This window comes from Caballeronia sp. dw_19 (assembly GCF_018449515.1).
Taxonomy (GTDB): Bacteria; Pseudomonadota; Gammaproteobacteria; order Burkholderiales; family Burkholderiaceae; genus Caballeronia.
The window spans coordinates 33290-51692 of the sequence record NZ_JAAVUQ010000021.1 but is presented as its reverse complement, the minus strand read 5'-3'; the positions used below and the strand labels follow the sequence as shown (position 1 = coordinate 51692).

18 protein-coding genes are annotated in these 18403 nt (G+C 58.7%); 6 read left to right on the top strand and 12 right to left on the bottom strand.

Annotated features, from left to right (window positions below; translation table 11 throughout):
• Positions 1–125 precede the first annotated feature (125 nt).
• Positions 126–1658 carry a GGDEF domain-containing protein gene (locus HB376_RS24915; protein WP_213766355.1) on the bottom strand — a complete coding sequence of 511 codons (1533 nt, stop codon included), beginning with the start codon at positions 1656–1658 and terminating at the stop codon, positions 126–128.
• A gap of 347 nt (positions 1659–2005) precedes the next feature.
• Between HB376_RS24915 and HB376_RS24910 the strand changes: the two genes are divergently transcribed.
• A complete protein-coding gene (locus HB376_RS24910) occupies positions 2006–2188 on the top strand; it encodes a hypothetical protein (protein WP_213766354.1) in 183 nt (60 codons plus the stop codon).
• Positions 2189–3053: 865 nt separating this feature from the next.
• Positions 3054–3278, top strand: coding sequence for a hypothetical protein (locus HB376_RS24905; protein WP_213766353.1), 225 nt, complete (start codon positions 3054–3056; stop codon positions 3276–3278).
• Positions 3279–3690: 412 nt separating this feature from the next.
• On the opposite strand, the gene HB376_RS24900 is transcribed toward HB376_RS24905, so the two are convergent.
• Together HB376_RS24900 and pyrE are read right to left on the bottom strand one after the other, a co-directional pair.
• Positions 3691–4086 carry a VOC family protein gene (locus HB376_RS24900; RefSeq protein WP_213766352.1) on the bottom strand — a complete coding sequence of 132 codons (396 nt, stop codon included), beginning with the start codon at positions 4084–4086 and terminating at the stop codon, positions 3691–3693.
• Positions 4087–4170: 84 nt separating this feature from the next.
• Positions 4171–4686, bottom strand: a complete 516-nt coding sequence (gene pyrE / locus HB376_RS24895; RefSeq protein WP_213766351.1) for an orotate phosphoribosyltransferase — start codon at positions 4684–4686, stop codon at positions 4171–4173.
• A 277-nt stretch (positions 4687–4963) separates the two neighbouring features.
• Here pyrE and HB376_RS24890 point away from each other — a divergent pair, with 277 nt between their 5' ends.
• Positions 4964–5488: a hypothetical protein gene (locus tag HB376_RS24890; protein ID WP_213766350.1), complete on the top strand. Its 525-nt coding sequence runs from the start codon at positions 4964–4966 to the stop codon at positions 5486–5488.
• A gap of 124 nt (positions 5489–5612) precedes the next feature.
• Here HB376_RS24890 and HB376_RS24885 read toward each other — a convergent pair whose 3' ends face one another.
• The 7 genes from HB376_RS24885 to HB376_RS24855 all read right to left on the bottom strand — a co-directional run bounded on the left by HB376_RS24885 (position 5613) and on the right by HB376_RS24855 (position 13505).
• Entirely contained in the window at positions 5613–7241 is a 1629-nt protein-coding gene (locus HB376_RS24885) for an NAD-dependent malic enzyme (protein ID WP_213766348.1), read from the bottom strand.
• Between the two features lie 126 nt (positions 7242–7367).
• Complete coding sequence (locus tag HB376_RS24880; protein ID WP_213766347.1) at positions 7368–8558, bottom strand: mandelate racemase/muconate lactonizing enzyme family protein; 1191 nt, start codon at positions 8556–8558, stop codon at positions 7368–7370.
• A gap of 442 nt (positions 8559–9000) precedes the next feature.
• Positions 9001–9741 carry a DUF4410 domain-containing protein gene (locus tag HB376_RS24875; protein WP_213766345.1) on the bottom strand — a complete coding sequence of 247 codons (741 nt, stop codon included), beginning with the start codon at positions 9739–9741 and terminating at the stop codon, positions 9001–9003.
• Positions 9742–10185: 444 nt separating this feature from the next.
• Entirely contained in the window at positions 10186–10980 is a 795-nt protein-coding gene (locus tag HB376_RS24870; RefSeq protein WP_213766344.1) for an alpha/beta fold hydrolase, read from the bottom strand.
• Between the two features lie 195 nt (positions 10981–11175).
• Complete coding sequence (locus HB376_RS24865) at positions 11176–11547, bottom strand: DUF4148 domain-containing protein (protein WP_213766342.1); 372 nt, start codon at positions 11545–11547, stop codon at positions 11176–11178.
• 645 nt (positions 11548–12192) lie between these two features.
• Positions 12193–12990: a sulfotransferase gene (locus HB376_RS24860; protein WP_213766341.1), complete on the bottom strand. Its 798-nt coding sequence runs from the start codon at positions 12988–12990 to the stop codon at positions 12193–12195.
• A 278-nt stretch (positions 12991–13268) separates the two neighbouring features.
• The gene (locus HB376_RS24855) at positions 13269–13505 is read right to left on the bottom strand and encodes a hypothetical protein (protein ID WP_213766340.1); all 237 of its coding nucleotides are present in this window, start codon (positions 13503–13505) and stop codon (positions 13269–13271) included.
• Between the two features lie 152 nt (positions 13506–13657).
• Between HB376_RS24855 and HB376_RS24850 the strand changes: the two genes are divergently transcribed.
• The 3 genes from HB376_RS24850 to HB376_RS24840 all read left to right on the top strand — a co-directional run bounded on the left by HB376_RS24850 (position 13658) and on the right by HB376_RS24840 (position 15990).
• Complete coding sequence (locus HB376_RS24850) at positions 13658–14557, top strand: LysR substrate-binding domain-containing protein (protein WP_213766339.1); 900 nt, start codon at positions 13658–13660, stop codon at positions 14555–14557.
• A gap of 29 nt (positions 14558–14586) precedes the next feature.
• Positions 14587–15366, top strand: a complete 780-nt coding sequence (locus HB376_RS24845) for a carbon-nitrogen hydrolase family protein (RefSeq protein WP_213766338.1) — start codon at positions 14587–14589, stop codon at positions 15364–15366.
• A gap of 285 nt (positions 15367–15651) precedes the next feature.
• Entirely contained in the window at positions 15652–15990 is a 339-nt protein-coding gene (locus HB376_RS24840) for a DUF4148 domain-containing protein (protein WP_213766337.1), read from the top strand.
• A gap of 187 nt (positions 15991–16177) precedes the next feature.
• Here HB376_RS24840 and HB376_RS24835 read toward each other — a convergent pair whose 3' ends face one another.
• Both HB376_RS24835 and HB376_RS24830 read right to left on the bottom strand, forming a co-directional pair.
• Complete coding sequence (locus HB376_RS24835; protein WP_213766336.1) at positions 16178–17425, bottom strand: YbfB/YjiJ family MFS transporter; 1248 nt, start codon at positions 17423–17425, stop codon at positions 16178–16180.
• Positions 17426–17675: 250 nt separating this feature from the next.
• Positions 17676–18395 carry a hypothetical protein gene (locus tag HB376_RS24830; RefSeq protein ID WP_213766335.1) on the bottom strand — a complete coding sequence of 240 codons (720 nt, stop codon included), beginning with the start codon at positions 18393–18395 and terminating at the stop codon, positions 17676–17678.
• Positions 18396–18403 lie beyond the last annotated feature (8 nt).

Below are 18403 nucleotides of genomic sequence, written 5' to 3'. Positions count from 1 at the left end.
TCAGCGCCCTGGCCTCTTCGACCGGAGCCGGCTAAACGAACGCCAGGGCGCGTGCTCATCACTATCAGCCCAAGGATCAGCCCAAGGTCGCGCATTGCATGAAGCCGTGGGCACTTAAATCCGGCCTATGTCGTCACGGCCGCGCCGCCGAATGGCTCGGCCATGCTGGTTTGGTTTCTGCCTGAAGCCTTCGCTCGATACACGGCCTGGTCTGCCGCCTTGATCAACGCGAGCGCGTCGGTTACCTCTTCAGTATCTGTACACGCCACGCCGATGCTCACCGTGATCAACCCATGTTCGCTGCCGTTGTGTTCGATAGCCAGTCCACGCACCGCCGCGTGGATAGCGGCTGCAACTATAGCCGCCGCCGCGCCGTCCGTCTCCGGCAGCAAGACGACGAACTCCTCGCCCCCGAAGCGCGCAGCGATATCGCCCGGCCGCTGGCTGTTACGCGCGATCGCTTGCGCCACGGCGGTCAACGCGTCGTCACCGGCCTGATGACCGTACGTGTCGTTGTAGCTTTTAAACCGGTCGATATCCACGAACAAAAGCGCCAATGGTTTTCCCGAGCGTTTCGAGCGGTGCCATTCGAGCATGAGACGATCGTCCAGACTGCGCCGGTTGCTCAGACCCGTCAGCCCATCGATACGCGTCATGTCGCGCAACTGCTGCTCGACGATCAGCCTGTGCCGGAATTCCACGGAGAGAAGCTGCGCGGCAAACAACATGCCGATGATCAGCAGCGCAGTAACAATGCCGATGTACCACGCCCGGCTCGTCCAGTCCGCAAACACGTAACGGGTCGCGGGCGCAATGATCACAATCATTTTCAGCTTGTCGAACCGGCGAAAGTTGTACAGCCGCTCCTCTCCGTCTTTCCCGGATGTGTCGATGAACGACGTCTCATGCGTCTGCCTGAATCGCTCGAAGTTTTTTCTCCCGCTGAAGTTCTCGTCGACCGGGGTTCCATCGTTCGGATAACGCAGGATCACATGGCCGTCATCCTGCAAGAGCGTAATGGCACCCCCAGGACCAAGCTGGACGCCCGACAGCAGGTTCTGGAAGTAGTCGAGCCGGAAGGCCGCCACCACCACACCGGCGAACGAGCCATCAGGATGGTTCACCCGCCGGCTGAACATGAGATCGACTTCACCGGGATTCAGGCGCGACTGTAGCGGACGGCTGACGAACAGGCCCAGCTTTGGATTGTCGCGATGAACGGTGAACCATGGGCGATCGGACAGATCCACGCTGCGTGGAACCACGCTGGTGGAATCCACAATGATCCTGCCCCTCGAATCAAGGCACAACAACGCGCCTATGTACTGGCTGGCGGTAGCGGATCTATCGAATAGAAGTTCCCGCCTCAGGTGGTCCGGCAGCCGCATGATGTCTGCGTCTTGTGCGCCGTCCACGGCCGCTTGAATGGAGAGGTCCGTGAGTTCGGAGGTGTAGGTGATGTCATGTTCAATGACCCGCGCGAGATTGTCTGCATTCTCGATAGCGCGAGCGGTTGCGTCCTCACGCGCCTGCACCAGGACAGCCAGGGCGAACCCGAGCACGATCACCGAGAAAGCGATGCTGCCTAGACCTATTGCATTCGGATGGCGCGCTAAAGCCGCTCTTAGCCGAAAGAAAATAGTCGTTTTTTTTAACATTCGAAGGCTTCCAACGCTAAGGCGGTATTGTCTGACGCTCTCGGACCCGAGCCGACCCGCGCCTGTTCGCACTTCGCCGATCGCCCCTCCTGCTTGCGGAAAACGGTTTCCCTAAAGGTTTCCCTAAAGCCGCGATCACCCACGCAATCAGTCAATGCCTTGCATGCACGTCCCACCTTTCGATTTTCTTTCCTGTTCTGGTCTTGTGAGCAGTCCAGCGCTCATTCGTCATGCAATTATTCTATGCGCTCTGGGCTGGCGCGCGATGATCTTTCTTCTTGTACGCGTTTGTCCGTCGAGGCTGTCACCGCGATCCAACGCCGTCAGGCTACGCGTCGCACAGGGCAATGCCAGACGCGGAAAAGCCGTTCCTGCGAAATGCAGAACGGCTTTTTCAAAGACTGCTTAATGCCTTGCTGATGCGCTTTGTTGATGCGGACGCAGCGGATTTAACCGGGATTCGACGCCATGCCTGCGCATCGATCAGCCGGAAAGCTCCGAATCAATGGCAGCGATTCACCCAATGGTGATGCACCTTCACTTTGTGGCACTCGCGATGATGATACGGCGCAGCGGAAGCCGGAGCGATAGCGCAGAAGCTCGTTGCTACGAGAGCGAGGGTGATGGCAATTTTCTTCATGGTGTTTTCCATAAGTGCGAGGCGGGTAAAAAGTGAAGTAGCTTCACATGGCGAGTCGTGCATTCATGCACAGGTGGTACAGACGCCGACATCGGCGGACAAGTTCAACGGCAGACATCAACCCTGGCGCTCAACGAGCTTTAGCTCGTCGCTTTAGCCCGTCTAACGATCGATGATGCGGTCGGTCAAACATCCCAGGAACCTTCCGGCCGGTCGATGGTTGTCCATCTACTTGCCTATTAACGGCTTGAATGCCGATTTGGATAACAACTTTCTGCAATTTTTTTTGCTCATGGGAATGGGGTTAACTCGGGTCAGGACACGGATTGATGCTCATCAAACTTCAGTTGATATGATTTCGATGTCGGCATTGTAATCTATCCGGGTGTTACGGACCCCTTCATTCTTCACCTCGCATGCCAAGTTGCGGCATGCAGCGATAGAAGCATGCGCAAGGTTTGTTCCACGTGTGTCAGGGAGCACTTGTCACGCGGTGTAACGCATGTAAGCAGCCCTGCAATGCATTCGCGGCAAGCACGGCATACACTCAATATGCGTCTTCTCCCAAAGACGCGGTTGTGAGTGATGCAAGTGACTGCAGCTTGGCCCGCCCTCTTGGGTGGGCCGTTTTTTTCTTCACGCTTTGATCCCGTCACTTTGATCACTTTCACGAGCCTTCGCGGCAAGCATGCTATTTCCATCGACCGGATCGCGCGACTGAGCATCACGAGCTGATCAATACAACCGAGTCACACATGAACCGTATCCCGTTTGCCCCGGGCGTCGCCTGTCTGTTGTTCATTTCCTCAGCTTACGCACAGTCCAGTCCGGACATGGCCAACTCGGCCATCGCGCAAAACTTCCAGTACATGAATCATCCGCCCGCGCCGCCGGTTCAAGCCAGCGCTCCGGCCGCAACCGGAAGAGGCCATGGGCATCGGCACCAGCAGGCCTCGACCGACACCGACCAGGCTCAATAGCCACGCTTGGGGCCAACGCCCGCCGTTCTCCGGACGGCAGCGAAACGCTCGTTGGTTGTCTGGATAGCGAACGCTCGACCCGGTTTGAACTCTGATCCTGCGCACGCGCGTTCACAATCCCGTGGGTCGTGTCAGCCATGCAACTGGAGGCAAGGATTTCACCCAAGGAGCCGCGCTCATGCGCGAGACCGGTCCGATCGCATAACAACTTGGCAATGCTAATGGTTAGTTATACTTCGGCACAGTGAGTTCACCGGCCGCGATTACGAGGGCCATCGAAGCGCTCGGTGCAGAACTCAAGACCCGGGACAAAGTATTCATGGCAAGCCATCACCGCCGATGACTTCTCCGGCGCATACAACTATTTTTCGGGTAGCGCGGATACTGGGTGAAGGCTTGAGCAAACCAGCCGTCAGGCGACGAGGTGACACACCGCTTCAACGCGATTGCCCGCCGGATCACGGAGGAACGCGGCGTAATAACCTGGATGGTAGTCGGATCGTAATCCTGGAAGTCCATCCGAGCGGCCCCCAGCCACAAGGCCCGCCGCGTGGAATGCGTCGACCTGCCCACGGGAAGCGGCCTTGAAACACCAATGCCGCTTGTTGTCGCCTATCAGGCCCTGATCCAGGTACACCGCGAGATAAGTCGATCCAGCATCCTGCGGCGTGCACCGTTCGCCGTATCCCAGCGCGTGAGGCAAGTCGTACACCTTCGCTGCGCCGAGCACGCTCATGATCGCGTCGTAAAAGCGCCGGGCAATGTCAAGATCGGGAACACCGATAGAAACGTGATCGAGAAGCTGCATGCTCGGGCGCTCAAGGAGGGAGACTCAGGATGACGTGCTCACAGCGCACAGAACCGGGATAGCGCAAGCTTTCAAAGCAAGCCCTTACTGCCCGGCTTCTATCTGCGAGAAGGTATAGAGGGATCTCAATTCAATCCCGATTCCCTCAAGCATTTCCTTGCCGCCGCTTTCACGGTCGATCACGCACAGCGTCAACGAAACCGGCACGCCGTCGGCGCGCAGTTTAGCCACCGCGTCGGAAATTGCGCCGCCGCTCGACACAATGTCCTCGACCAGCACCAGCTTGCGTCCGGCCAGCTCGGCGCCTTCCGCATACTTGCAGGTGCCGTACTCTTTCGCTTCCTTGCGGATATACGCGGCGGGCAAGCCAGTCACCTGGCTGAGCATGGTCACGATTGGAATACCGCCCATCTCGAGACCGCCCAATATTTCGGTGCCGGGGGGGATCAGGGGCACCATCGCTTCCGCAATCGCTTTCAGCAATACGGGATCGGATTCGAAGCGATATTTATCGAAGTAGGTGTTGCTGCGCTTGCCTGAACGGAGCAGGAAATCGCCGCTCAACTTGGACACTTCGCGGATTCGCCGGGCAATGGTCATGAATGGTTTCCTCTTACTTTTACCGGGTAACAATTGTTTCGCGGTCGCAAATCTACGCGAAAACTCGCTTTCGCGGAAGCAATTATCCCAGGCGCGGCCTTTCCGACATCGCGTAAAGACAGGGTCCCGCCTGAATTATCCAACGGTCAAAGACGTCGATAACGCGCCGCCCGCATGTCCGCCAAAGGCGAAGGGGTACCGCCCTGGACGCGCCAGGCGGCGCTAGACTTGGGCCCGCACCCGCTCCCACCCTGTCAGCATAGTCACTGAACCGCCCATGATCACTCTGCAAAAATCCATCGAAATCTATATTCGGGCAAAGGACGGCAATCGCCCGTTTTTGATCACCGACGCATTTACCGCCGATGCCGAACTGACGATGCAAGTGAACACCTCGGAAATCTCGTTCCCGGCTACGGTCAAAGGCGCGAAAGCTATTTCGACTGTTCTGGTGAGCGAATTTGCCCAGCGTTATGAGAACGTCTACACCTTCTGCATCGGCGATCCGCCCGCCGCCGGATCGTCATTTAGTTGCGACTGGCTTGTTTGTATGTCGGAGAAAAGCACCGGTCTGGCGCGCGTCGGTTTCGGCCGATACGACTGGTTGGCGGCGGAAAATTCCGGACAGGTCCGGCAACTCCGTATCACGATAGAAGAGATGACGACATTGCCGCAAGATGCTGTCGAGCCGATCTTGCGATGGGCCGACGCCCTGCCGTACCCGTGGTGCCCTCGGGAACAGGTCGGCGGGCGCGCGCCGGAGATCCCGGCGATCGACCGCATCCGGGCCGCACTTGCCTAACGCATCCGCACGATGAAAGCGGAGTGAAACCGCTTGGGACGGAATCTCGGGACCGAACCCACCGAAAGCGTTCGACATGTTCCGGCCCTGATCGGGCACGGGCCAAATCGAACGCCCGCCCGACTCAGAGCGCGTATGCCGGCTTATAAGCGCAGTCGCGGATCAGTGCGGTGATGTCGTCCGGTCTTGGCACGCGCGCGAGTTGATTATCGAAAATACACTCGGCCACGCGCACGGCCACATGAAGCGAGGCCTCGAAAATCTTGCTCTGCGGCGGATAGATCAGGCCGGTTGCCAGACTGGCTTCGGAGACCTGCTCGGCCACTGCTTTCGCCGCGATAATGAACATTTCGTCCGTGACCCGAGTTGCCTGGGTGGCGAACACGGCCATGCCCAGCGCGGGAAAAATATAGACGTTGTTGCCTTGTCCGGGCACAAACGTGCGCCCTTCTATTTCCACCGGCGGGAACGGACTGCCGCTCGCGAAAATAGCGCGGCCGGAGGACCACCGGTACGCTTCCTCGGCCGTGCACTCGGAGCGTGAGGTCGGGTTGGAATACGGGAAGATGATCGGACGCTCGTTGATCTGCGCCATGGCCTCGATCACCTGCTGGTTGAACAGCTTCGGCACGGTACTGACGCCAATGATGCCCGTCGGTTTCAGCGCCTTCACCGCGTTGGCAAACGTATCCACGGGCGCATGATCCACAGCGAAAGGCTTTTGGAAATCGGCCAGGTCCTGGCGCGATTTCACCATCAGCCCATTCACGTCGAACAGCGCGTTGCGTGCCCTTGCTTCGTCGATACTCAAGCCTTCCAGCACCATCGCCTGGCTGATCAATTCGGCAATGCCGGTCCCCGCCGAGCCGCCGCCCAGGAACAGGAACCGCTGGTCGACGAGCTTTTGCTTCGAGATGTGAAGCGCGGCGAAGATCCCCGCCAGCGCGACGGCGGCGGTGCCCTGGATATCGTCGTTATAGGTGCAGATTTTGTCTTTGTATCGCGCGAGCAGCGGCACGGCATTGAAGTTGGCGAAGTCTTCCCACTGGATGCAGCATTTCGGATGCAGCTCCAGCGCAGCTTCGACAAACTCGTTCACGAATGCATGGTAGTCGTCGCCTCGTACGCGTTCCTGACGCAGGCCCAGATACAGCGGATCGTCGAGCAGGTCGCGGTTATTGGTGCCCACATCCAGCGTCACCGGCAGGCAATATTGGGGCGGCACGCCTGCGCAGGCCGTATAGAGCGAGAGCTTGCCGATAGGAATGCCCATCCCGCCGACGCCCAGGTCGCCAAGTCCGAGAATGCGTTCGCCATCCGTCACCACAATGAAGCGAACATCCTTTTCAGGCCAGTTTTGCAGCAACTCTTTCACCCTTCCGCGCGCCGAGATGGGCACGTACATGCCCCGCGTCGCACGGAATATATGGTTGAATTTCTGGCATGCCTCGCCGACTGTCGGTGTGTACACGAGCGGCATGAACGTCGCCGGATCGGACATGATCGTGGCGTAGAACAAGGTCTCGTTGCGGGCCTGGAGATCGGACAACAGAAGATATTTTTGCAGGTCGTTGTCGAGGGCGGCCAGTTCCGTATGCGTACGCGCGACCTGCAATTCCAGTGAACTGCTGCCCGGCGGAAGCAGTCCTTCGAGATGGTATTGGCGGCGTTCTGCTTCGGTAAAGGCGGAGCCTTTGTTAAGACGGGGATCGCGAAGGAGATCGCGGCCGGTGAGCTCGCTAGGTTTTTGCATTGCAATATTCCTGTCAGCCGGCGCTTCGGGACGGCGCCGAATAGCGTATGGATAAATCGCGTCGGGCGCCGCCACACCAGCCGCTAGAAAATAGCCAAGCCACGCGACGACGAAGAGAAGAAAGCCTTACGATGACAAAGCCTGCATATGGACATACAAATCGCTCTTGCCTTCAAAGCCGATGCCGGGAAGTTCCGGCAAGGTCACATAGCCGTTGTGCACTTTCACGCCGTCCGGAAAGCCGCCGAATGGCTGGAACAGATCCGGATACGATTCGTTGCCGCCCAGACCGAGACCCGCTGCAATGTTCAATGACATCTGGTGGCCGCCGTGCGGGATACAGCGCGAACGCGACCAGCCATGCTGGTGCAGCATGTCCAGCGTACGCAAATATTCGACCAACCCATAGCTCAACGCGCAGTCGAATTGCAGGTAATCGCGGTCGGCCCGCATGCCGCCATAGCGGATCAGGTTACGCGCATCCTGCATCGAGAACAAATTCTCGCCAGTTGCCATTGGCTTGTCGTAGTAATTTCTCAGCGTGGCCTGCAGTTCGAAATCGAGTGGATCGCCCGCCTCTTCATACCAGAACAGGTCGTATTGCGAGAGGGCCTTTGCATACTGAATGGCCGTGTCCAGGTCGAAGCGGCCATTCGCATCCACAGCGAGCTTTTGACCGTCCTGCAGCACGGAAAGCACGGCGTCGATGCGGCGCAGGTCGTCGTCGAGTGAACCGCCGCCTATCTTCTTCTTGACCACCGTATAACCGCGGTCAATATAGCTGCGCATCTCGTCCTTGAGCTTGCCGAAATCTTGGCCCGGATAGTAGTAACCGCCCGCCGCATAGACGAATATCTCACGGTCCGGCGTGCCGTTGCCGTAGCGGTCCGGCGTGCCGTTGCCGTAGCGGTCCGCCAGCAACTGGAACAGCGGCTTGCCTTCGATCTTCGCGACCGCGTCCCATACCGCCATGTCGATAGTGCCGATGGCCACCGAGCGCTCGCCGTGACCGCCGGGCTTTTCGTTCGTGAACATCGCGGCCCAGATCTTGTGTGGATCGAGGTTGTTACCCGAGATGTCGAGCAACGAATCCGGCTCGGCTTCCAGCACGCGCGGAATAAAACGTTCGCGCATCAGCTTGCCTTGGCCGTACCGTCCGTTCGAATTGAAGCCGTAGCCTACGACGGGTTTACCGTCACGGATGACGTCGGTGATAACGGCAACGAGACTGAGCGTCATCTTGCTGAAATCGATATATGCATTCCGAATGGACGAACTGATCGGAATGGTTTGCTCGCGGATTTCCACGATTTTCATGTGACTGTCTCCTGAGTGCCAAGGAATACGCGAATGAATGCTTAAGCGGATAACGAAGCTTACGCTCGTGCACCCGCATTGCACTTCACCGCTACACATATAATTATTCAGTTTAAGTGAAGAATGACTAGTCAGAAAATGCCGGGGCTCTTGTTGGGAAAGGCTTTTGTTGCATTGCTAACCGGGGTACACCCCAAGGAGGCTCCGATCCGTACTCCACCAGCGTTCCGTTTCCAAAAGCGCCAGCACGCGGCTTCCCGGCACTGTGCCGAGAAAGCCGTAAAACGGGTGTGGGAAGCAACTGATGCGGTGATGGTCATTTACACGACGCGGTCACCGTCAGTGCGATACGGCAAGCCAATAATATGGCCGGCCCGATGGGTAGCCCTGCCTATCGTGCTCAGTCCTATTTTCGGTTCGGTATGGGCCAGCACGGTCCACACTACTGGCTTGCAACCCGCTGCTGGTTGTCCAGCGACGCTTCGATCTGAAGCGCCACCAGTTTTCCCATGGCGGATGCGTCGTGCTCTGTAGTCGATCGTGTGTTTCCGGCCGCTTTCTTGGCCGTACCGACAGCAAGCGACCCGCCGCCCATGGTTAGAAGCGCACCGGGCGACTTACCGCTAGCCGAACTTACGTCGAAAGCCAACACAACCGTCGAGCGACCGGATCTGACGGAAGACACGGTGACGTGCATCCTGACCGTGCTTGCGCCCCGTCCAAGCCCGACCATGATCCGCTTGCTTTCGTTGCCTTCGCTGATAGCAAGGAATTCACCGTCAACCACAAGAGTGGAACCGGCGCTGGCCCCCTCAGGCTCCCCCACTTTCCCGGTCGGAATCTGGACCTTCTTCAGCTCGTCGGACAGCCCCTTCGTGAAGGCCGTCTGAACGTTTTGAGCCAGCATCTCCGGCGTCAGGTCGTCAGGTGTATCGAACAAGTTCATTCTGTGCCTGCGCAACCTCGCCGCAAGAGACGTGTCCAGCGCTACTCCGCTGACGGGAGGCGCCAAGTCGCGTACCAGCACGATCTCCGGTTTAGGAAGATCGTGAACGTCCCCGCCAACCTCGACTTTATCGACCCTGGCCCCACCCGTCAAAACACTGCCGACGCTGTCTTGCGCCTGCGCGGCCTGAAGTGCTCCAAAAGTCAGCAAGACAGCTGCAATCGCGGTGCGTTTCATATAGATCCCTTCAATTTGGTAGCAATCGCCGTCCCGCTTTCACTCGGCTTACCGCACCGATAGGGCCGCGTCCCGGAGACAGCGGGTTCGCTTTCTCCGGTGCGTATATTGGACATCCTGCGCACGACTCACCAGCGCATTGCGACGAAGCGGCGTGACAAGTCGCGAAAGGTCTCCTCACCATCGCGGAACGCAAGTCAGTTGCCGGTTAGGCCGGGATACGCCTGGATACGAAAGATCATGAAATCATCAAATCGATGAAGATGCCCCGTTGCAGCGGCCGCGAAACGTCAACCCAGGCGGCGCTGGGCAATTCCAGGCGTTCTGTCGCTTCATTGTGGCTGCCCTCGTTGGTCTACCGAAAACGGACAGTCAGATGCGCGGACGCGCCATTCGACGCGACCGCGCATCTGACTGCCCTTGGGCGTGTTACTGCTGGGCGTGTTACTGCTGGGCGTGCTTCGCTGCGTCTTCGATCACCGCGGCCACTTCCTTCGGACGCGATTCATAGACCGAGTGGCTTGCACCCGCCAGCACGGTGGTGTGGCTATGGGCGCGCTGGTAATAGAAGCGCTCCAGATCCGGATTGATGATCTTGTCGGCGCCGGCCACGATGCCCCAGCTCGGCTTGGTGGTCCACGCGGCGACTGTCATCGGCGCGGAGAAGACTTTCGCCGCCGTCAGGATCTGCGATTGCGCTTCGAGCTGCGCTTGCTTGAGCGGCAGGTCAGCAGCGAAGTCCTTCGGAAAATCCGCCGGATTCAGGTACGTATAACCGTCGTCGGTCTTCTTGATCGCGCCCGGCTGCTTCGACGTATAGCTGGGCATCTTCTTGCCCAGATCGGACTCGTCCTCGCCGACGGCCGGCGCATGCGCGGCCACATACACCAGGCCGGCCACCTTCGGATCGACACCGGCTTCAGTGATGATCGAGCCGCCATAGCTGTGCGCCACGAGAATGGCCGGGCCGTCCTGCAGGTCGATCACGCGTTTGGCGGCGGCGACATCGTCGTCGAGCGAGGTCAGCGGCTCCTGCACCATGGTGACGTGGTAGCCATCCTTGGTCAGGATGTCATAGACCGGCTTCCAGCCCGAGCCATCCACCCACGCGCCGTGTACCAGGACAATGTTCTTGATCGCGGTGGTGGCAGGTTGGGCGTCCTGCGCCATTGCTGCGGAAGAGGCGAACACGCAAGCGGACAGGGACAAAACAGATGCAGCGAAAGGCAAGATCTTCACGACGAAACTCCATTAATAGGGGGTGAAATTAAGGGGTTGAAATAAGGGGGATGCAATTTAAAAAATAGCTGGCTTGATCCGTCACCGCGCGGGGCTGCGCGACGCACTCGTCTATCAAGCTGTCTATTTCTACAAGCAGAACAAGCGGGGATCCTGCTTACGCCGGCACATGGCACAGGATCCGTACCGGCGCACTTAGCTGCCGAAGAACACATTGCAGAAGCTGACCGGACCGACGCAGTCGGACTGCATCGCCGTATGGGTTGCCGTATGGGTCGCCAAACGTGTCGGCGCACCCGACGCTGAACTGCCGTTCTCCGCGACACCGCCAACGGCCTGGTTTGCCAGTTGCGGATCGTTTTGCGCAGCGATTTTGGCTTCAGCCGCCTGTATGTCCGACGGGTAGTTAATGTCGTTAGCGCCCGGCGTATAACCGGCCTTCTCGACACGAACGAGGTCAGCGCGAACTTCTGCACGCGTGAGCGGTGCATTCGACTGGGCGAAGCTGAGAACCGGAGCACCAAGGGTGGCGACGGCGAAAGCGATACCAACAAAAAGCTTCGACATGATTAAGACTCCTCTATTAAGTTAAATTAACTGAGCGGCACGAACGCCTGTCAGCGGGTGATACATAATCCGGTTGAAACTACTTTCAGGTGACTCAGAAGCAGTCTGATCCTCCCGTGATTTAAAAAAGCGATGCGATCATTACCAATCTGTTATGTTCGGGCGCAGACATTCATTCACATCGCATTCCTAACTGAATGGCAACTTATCCTCGGTATGGAACGTGATAGCTAACCGCAACTCTTCTCGTCCGGTCCCGTCTGCTTGCCTCACGCCTGTCTATATGAGGGCAAACACAGGGACCCAGGATTTATTCCACACTTTTCTCGAAACGGATCAAAGTACGGGGTTGGTATCTCGGCGTCGCCTTATCGGCCGGCGCCGGACATCAATTCCTTGCGACAGGCAAATATTCGCTCCAACGCGTGTCCGTCTCCAGCGATTTGCGACGGATCGGCCGTATGCGTCGCGAAACGCACTGGAGAAGTCGCGAAACGCGCGGGCTTTATGAATCAGGAGTATGGAGGGCTGAGGACTTACGCAGCGGGGTCCGGCTACGTTACCTTACCGTTATTTTCTTTTGGATCTTCGGTACGGCAGTGCGTCGCGACGCGGCTGCCGCATGGGCAAGCCGCGCGCATCCCGTTACGCAGTCGCATATCCCAGATGTGTCGCCGTCGTTCCCGCAAGGGCTAGGAGTTTGTCGCCACCCGTCGACGCACGAGGAATGACATAGAGATCGGCAATATCGGTAACAGGATCACTGAACGGCGTCGGGGCGTGACGTTGCGACATAAGAAAGTCGCTGATCGGTGACGCATCCGCCAGGCCGAGGAACTGCCCCATACTCGCCGCCGTCGCGCCCGGGTCCTCGATCACCGTGCGATACGAAACCGTCAGGGCCAGGTCCGCCGGGATCTCTTCGAAAAATTCGATAATCTCGCCCACATATTGCTCCCAGACACGTATCCCATCTTCGATAGATCCAATCCAGTGCTTGTGCAGCAGCGAATTGGCAACGTGGCGAGGATCGCGATGGATATGAATGAAGCGCGCTTGCGGCAGCAATTCACGTATCAAGCCCAGACACGATCCTGAACGTGGCAAGCGTTCGATCGAGCCTGTCCGGCCGGAGAGCACCGTCGGGTCGGCGTAGGACGGATGCTTATCTCCCCAGATGGGCGCCGTTATCTCGATCTCTTCGCGATAAAAGCGTTCAACCCACGCGCCAAGCGTGCGACGGCTGAAAGTGGAAAAGCGGTCACGGCAGGCCGGACTCAACAAGTCGGGACGATTGCTGCCAACGTCCAGCATGTCCTTGAGTAACGCGAAGACCCGGCACTCATTGGTCAGTTGAATGAGCGGATGCGCGTTCAGGACGGAACAAAGAAAGGTTGTTCCAGACCGTGGCGAGCCAACAATGAAAAGCGGGAATGATTCCATTTGCCCTCCTTACGATTGCTCCGGTTCCAAGCATACGCAACGCAGATGGCACAAACCTGACGCAGCCATGACCTTTCTGACCAGGCGCGGCTTTTTTAGACCTTTCTACGGGCGTAGCTTTATTGCTTGCAAGCTTGACGTCGGCGGGCTCAGCTATGTTTGGACGAAACGTCCTAACCTAAGGGCGAGTTTTTGTTTTCGTTTTCATTTCAACTTGCAAGGGATGTTCCCGCGCTCAGCCACGCCGTCTTGAATATTAGATGCGGTTCAATCAAGGCTTATTTTGTTTTCTCCGGACTCGAATGCGCCGATCTCGGCTTGTTCGGCTTGTTCATTTCCCCTGCAACGAGCAGGCGCAAACCCGGCGCAACGTTCAAGCGCTCCGGTTCGGTCCAGAGGTTCTTGTACACTTCGAGTCGGCGATGGGTGAGTGCGGTTTCATCGCGAAGCCATTTGTCGGGGACGGAAAATTTCAGGATTTGACCAGCGCCACCGCTTGCCAGAAGCTTGCTCACATTTCGCTTGAAATCGATGGATTCCACTCGAATTTAAAATGGGGGTTTTGAAATTGATATTGGGCTAAAACCCTTGTCAGGTAAGACGCCTGGCCCGTTGACTGAAGTCATGGACCATCGATTTGAAACACTCAACAGCGTATTCAGTTTAAGTGAAGAACGACGTCACCTCCGATCTCGAGTTTTTTGTTCAACTGGCGCGCCTGGGCAGCTTGTCGGCTGCCGCGCGTGCGCTTGACCTGACGCCACCGGCCGCCACCCGGCGGCTCGCGCTGATGGAACAGCGGCTGGGCGTGAGGCTCGTGAACCGCACCACGCGCAGCGCGAGCCTCACTGACGAAGGCGACACGTATCTGCGGCACGCTACGCGTATTCTTGCCGCCGTGAGCGAGATGGAAGACGCCGTATCGCGTAGCCGCGAAGCACCGCGCGGCATATTGCGGGTGAATGCCTCGCTGGGCTTCGGCCGCACGACCATCGCGCCGCTCGTATCCGCGTTTGTGCAGCGTTATCCGCAGGTCGAGGTTCAACTGGATGTGACCGACCGGCCCGTGGATATTGTCGAGCAGGGTTTCGATCTCGCCATCCGCTTCGGCGCGTTACCCGATAAGCGGCTCAACGCGCGCCGCATCATGTCGAACCGACGCTTTCTGTGCGCGTCGCCGGCCTATCTGCAACGGCACGGCAACCCGACCGCGCTGGCGGATCTTGTGCGCCACCGGACTATCCTTCACCGGCAAAACGACGACGCCTACGGCGTCTGGCGTTTCACTCGCGACGGCGAGACGGTGTCGGTCAAGGTGCACGGCGGGCTCTCGAGCAATGACGGCGACATCGTGCTCGGCTGGGCGCTCGATGGACACGGCATCTCGATCCGCTCAGAATGGGACCTCGCAAAATACCTGGAAAGCGGCCGGCTGAAAGTCGTGCTGCCGGACTTCCTGCTGCCGCCGGCGGACCTGTTTGTCTACTATCCAAGCCGCCGCAATCAACCCGCGCGTATTCGTGCGTTCATCGACTTCCTGGTCGAGCACTTCCGCGCGTCCCAGTAACCCTTCCTGGTGATATCGACTGCTCTTTCATGACAACTGCTCGCATTGCGTATGTACAGTGGCCCGAAGGATTGCAACCGGCCGGTCCGGCATGGGATGCCATTCGTCGTTCCGTTGAAACTGCCCGCCCTGACATTTTAGTCACCAACGAAATGCCGTTCGGCCCGTGGCTTGCAGCGCATGCAAGCTTCGATGCGCAAGCCGCGCAACGTAGCATCGCGCTGCATGAGCATGCCCTCGATGCATTGAGCAGCCTTGGCGCGGCAGCGGTGATTTCATCGCGGCCGGTGGCCTTCGACGGTCGTCTTGCGAACGAAGCGTTCGTACTGGAATCGAATGCGTATCGCATGATCCATCACAAGAAATACTTCCCGCAGGAGCCCGGTTTCTTCGAGGAAGCGTGGTACGTGCGTGGCGCGGGCGGATTCGACTGCGTGCAAGTCGGACAAGTGAAGGTGGGCGTGTTGCTCTGCACCGAGTTGTTCTTCAACGACCGCGCGCGAGCGTATGGCCGCGATGGCGCCGACCTCATCGTGACGCCGCGCGCAGCCGGAATATCCCTGTCGCGATGGAAAACGGCGGGCACGATGGCGGCCATCGTGTCGGGTGCATGGTTCGTCAGTTCGAACCGGCATGGCCCGGGCGCACTCGGCCAACAGTTTGGAGGCGCCGGATTCGTGGTGTCGCCTGAGGGCGTTCTGCTTGAGGAAACCAGCGAAGCAACGCCGCTGCGCGTGGTTACGATCGACCTTGATGCCGCTCGTGCGCAGAAAGCGCAATACCCGTGTTACGTGAAAGACATGCCCTGATTCGAACGGGTCAGAGCGCGGCGAACGCGCTCTGACGAGCATTTATTGCTGATTCGAATGGCTAACGGTTAATTCGGAGATTTATTACCGAAATAGGGCCAACAACTATGCACCACCTTAGGGAGGGCGCCCATTGTTGCGGTAACAGCAAATATATTTCGCTGAAACTATCGTGTCAAATCGTTGATAGGCGGCCTAGACTTGTTTTCATGAGAAGCGCATGCAGACAGAGGCACTCAGTCTCAACGACTTCCGAAACCGAAAACAAACTATGGAGATCTCATCATGACCAAGTCACAGAAGTCACTTATTCCCGCCCTGCTGATTGCTTCGGCTCTCGCGGCTCCATCGTTCGCATTTGCGCAGGACAACAACGCGCCTGTAACGCGTGCGGAAGTCCGCGCCCAACTGGTCCAACTGGAACAAGCCGGGTATAGCCCGTCAAGCAATGACAAGTACTACCCCGCAGCGCTTCAAGCCGCGCAGCAACGTGTTGATGCATCGAACGGAGTAACAGCACAAGCGTATGGCCCGTCGACCAGCGGTACATCGGCTTCAGGTATGCGGACCACCGTCGCGCCGGCCTCGGGCAACGAGCAGCATTCGATTTACTTCGGTCACTAAGATTTGATCGAGGCTTGATCGACCGCGCTGCGGATTGATCGCTTAGCGCAGAGTCAAAAAAGTAAGGCTCCAAAAATCGCTCACCGCTTAAAGGCGTTGAGCGATTTTTTACGTGTGGCGAATAACTAAGCTATGCAAAGTATTTCTTACATCCGAAGATCGCGTCAACAGAGTCTTTAAAGAACCCTTAAACGTCCAATGGCTTCTGCAACATCGCGAGAATAGCGCCCGCGGCAAGCAGGATGGACGAATACACGAGCCCGCGAGCGAGGCCCGCGCCATCCGAGATCCAGCCGATTACGATTGGCCCGACAATCTGTCCTACAGCGAAAACAATCGTAAACACGCCGATTCCGCGAGTCCATTGCGTGACAGGAAGATTGTGCCGGACGAATGCCGTGGTCGATGCCACGGCCGACAAAAACGTCGCGCCAAATAACGCGCCCGATACAAATGCCACTGCCGGTTGCGTGAACAGTGCGGGCATCAGGGTCGCAAACGCGAGGACCGCGTTGAAGACCGCCAACGCCTGTCCGCCGCTCATGCAGTTGAGCAGCCCCGACCAGAGCCGGGCGGAAACAATCGTTGCCAGACCGAGCAGCACATAGAAGGCGGTCACTACTGCCGCGCTCATGCCGGCCGCGCGAAGCAGCGCGATAAGAAAGGTCATGTAGCCGATATAACCCACGCCAAAAAGCGCGTAACCGACCAACATGAAACCGAAACGTCGCCAGGGCAAAGTGCTCGAGCGCAGCGGCGAGGCAGCGTGTGGCGCAGCGGGAACAGGCGGGACGGGTTCGCTGTGTTCGATCCTGCGAGCGGCGGCAATTGCCGCTATGGACGCCAACGCGCAGGCCGCGGCCAACGCAAACCAGGCCCATTGCCAGCCATGCGGACCGCTGAACGTGGTCATGGGCACCAGCAGCGCCGCAACGACTATCCCGCTACCCGCACCGCCGTAATAGAGCCCGAGCACGAGACCTGCATCGCGTGGATGGGCCGTTGCGAGACGCGCGGCCAACACCCCGCCGCCGACGAAAATCAACGCACTGCTGATACCGGTGACAACCCGTTGCGCGAGCAACGCATGGGTATCGGAAACCAGGCCGCCAATGGTCATCAACGCCGCCGTCAAGATACATCCCGCGATGAAACAGAGACCCACGGACCATCGACGCGATACAAATGGAAATGCGAGTGCGCCAAGCAAGTAACCAAGCGCATTGGCGGTGTTCATCGCGCCGGCTTGCGCGAAGCTCCAGCCGAGGTCGGCCTTCATTGCCGGCAACAGGAGTGCGTAGGAGAAGCGCGTGAGACCCAGCGCGATCGCGCTGCCGAATGACAAGCCCGCTGCCAGTACAAGCGTGTTCCGCCGAGAGCGTGATGCATGAACAGGTGCTGCGTGTGCCGGGGTGCTGCGTGTGTCGTCGATCATCGGCTAAGGCGGCTTATGGGCTGACGGGCTGGAGGAGACTCGGGGACATGAACGTCACCGGCCACGGCATCTGGCGACGTGTCGCTATGGTAACGCGCCTTAGCCTCGTGGCGGCACGCTCGCGCCATTCGCTCCCGGCTCAACGCCTTGACGCCAAGTCCGCCTTTCGGCTCAACAAAACTTCGCCTCATAACGCAAATAGCGCGCCGAAGCACGCTATTCCCTAACCCCACGGCACAGACTCGTGGCCCTACTTCTCGCTCGCTGCACCCGATGGCCTGACACTCGTACACGTCGCCACGCATCCCAGCACGAGCGCCACGCCGGTCACCACCAGCGCGCCATTTGCCAGCCCGACGCCGGCCGCGACCACCGAACACGCGGCATACCCATTCGATGCAGCGATAAAAACCGGATACGCGCGGTCGGCCATCTCCATTGCAAGGTACGCGCCGATCAACGCGACCATTGCGCCGATGATCACCACCGCCACCGCGCCGCCCTCGAACCCTGCCGTATAGGCAATCACCGTGCACAACGCGGCGCAGGCGAAGTGCATCGTGCTCGTTAGTTTCGCATTCGATAACCCGAAGCGCACACGGCTCAGCACGAACACCGACGCAATTGCCGCGACGCCGCCGAGCGCCGTCAACTCGAGCGAAGCGCCCGGGTCGAAACCGAGCACACGATCGGCTGATGCCGACGCCAGCGCGGCCAGCGCCAGCGCGCTTTGCATCGATACGGGCGTGGTCCGGCCTAACCGCGGCGTCAGCATCGCGAACGCAGCGATGGCCAGCGCGACGAGCGTCGAGTCGAATCCCGTCGCCATGCCGTAAGCGACGATCACCGCGGCCCCCACGCCGGTTGCATCGCGCAATGCCTGCCGTCGCGTGGGCGCGACTGCACCCGGCGCCTTCAGGCTCTGCATCGACGCCATCACTGCAAACGCACACAACGCACCGTCGAGCATTGATGTCT

Bases quoted from the DNA above. Each gene is read 5' to 3' on its own strand.
- HB376_RS24915 (WP_213766355.1), bottom strand. From the start codon at position 1,658: ATGTTAAAAAAAACGACTATTTTCTTTCGGCTAAGAGCGGCTTTAGCG.
- HB376_RS24890 (WP_213766350.1), top strand. From the start codon at position 4,964: ATGATCACTCTGCAAAAATCCATCGAAATCTATATTCGGGCAAAGGAC.
- HB376_RS24905 (WP_213766353.1), top strand. From the start codon at position 3,054: ATGAACCGTATCCCGTTTGCCCCGGGCGTCGCCTGTCTGTTGTTCATT.
- HB376_RS24875 (WP_213766345.1), bottom strand. From the start codon at position 9,741: ATGAAACGCACCGCGATTGCAGCTGTCTTGCTGACTTTTGGAGCACTT.
- HB376_RS24865 (WP_213766342.1), bottom strand. From the start codon at position 11,547: ATGTCGAAGCTTTTTGTTGGTATCGCTTTCGCCGTCGCCACCCTTGGT.
- HB376_RS24860 (WP_213766341.1), bottom strand. From the start codon at position 12,990: ATGGAATCATTCCCGCTTTTCATTGTTGGCTCGCCACGGTCTGGAACA.
- HB376_RS24845 (WP_213766338.1), top strand. From the start codon at position 14,587: ATGACAACTGCTCGCATTGCGTATGTACAGTGGCCCGAAGGATTGCAA.
- HB376_RS24885 (WP_213766348.1), bottom strand. From the start codon at position 7,241: ATGCAAAAACCTAGCGAGCTCACCGGCCGCGATCTCCTTCGCGATCCC.
- HB376_RS24910 (WP_213766354.1), top strand. From the start codon at position 2,006: ATGCCAGACGCGGAAAAGCCGTTCCTGCGAAATGCAGAACGGCTTTTT.
- HB376_RS24830 (WP_213766335.1), bottom strand. From the start codon at position 18,395: ATGCTCGACGGTGCGTTGTGTGCGTTTGCAGTGATGGCGTCGATGCAG.
- pyrE (WP_213766351.1), bottom strand. From the start codon at position 4,686: ATGACCATTGCCCGGCGAATCCGCGAAGTGTCCAAGTTGAGCGGCGAT.
- HB376_RS24880 (WP_213766347.1), bottom strand. From the start codon at position 8,558: ATGAAAATCGTGGAAATCCGCGAGCAAACCATTCCGATCAGTTCGTCC.
- HB376_RS24840 (WP_213766337.1), top strand. From the start codon at position 15,652: ATGACCAAGTCACAGAAGTCACTTATTCCCGCCCTGCTGATTGCTTCG.
- HB376_RS24835 (WP_213766336.1), bottom strand. From the start codon at position 17,425: ATGATCGACGACACACGCAGCACCCCGGCACACGCAGCACCTGTTCAT.
- HB376_RS24900 (WP_213766352.1), bottom strand. From the start codon at position 4,086: ATGCAGCTTCTCGATCACGTTTCTATCGGTGTTCCCGATCTTGACATT.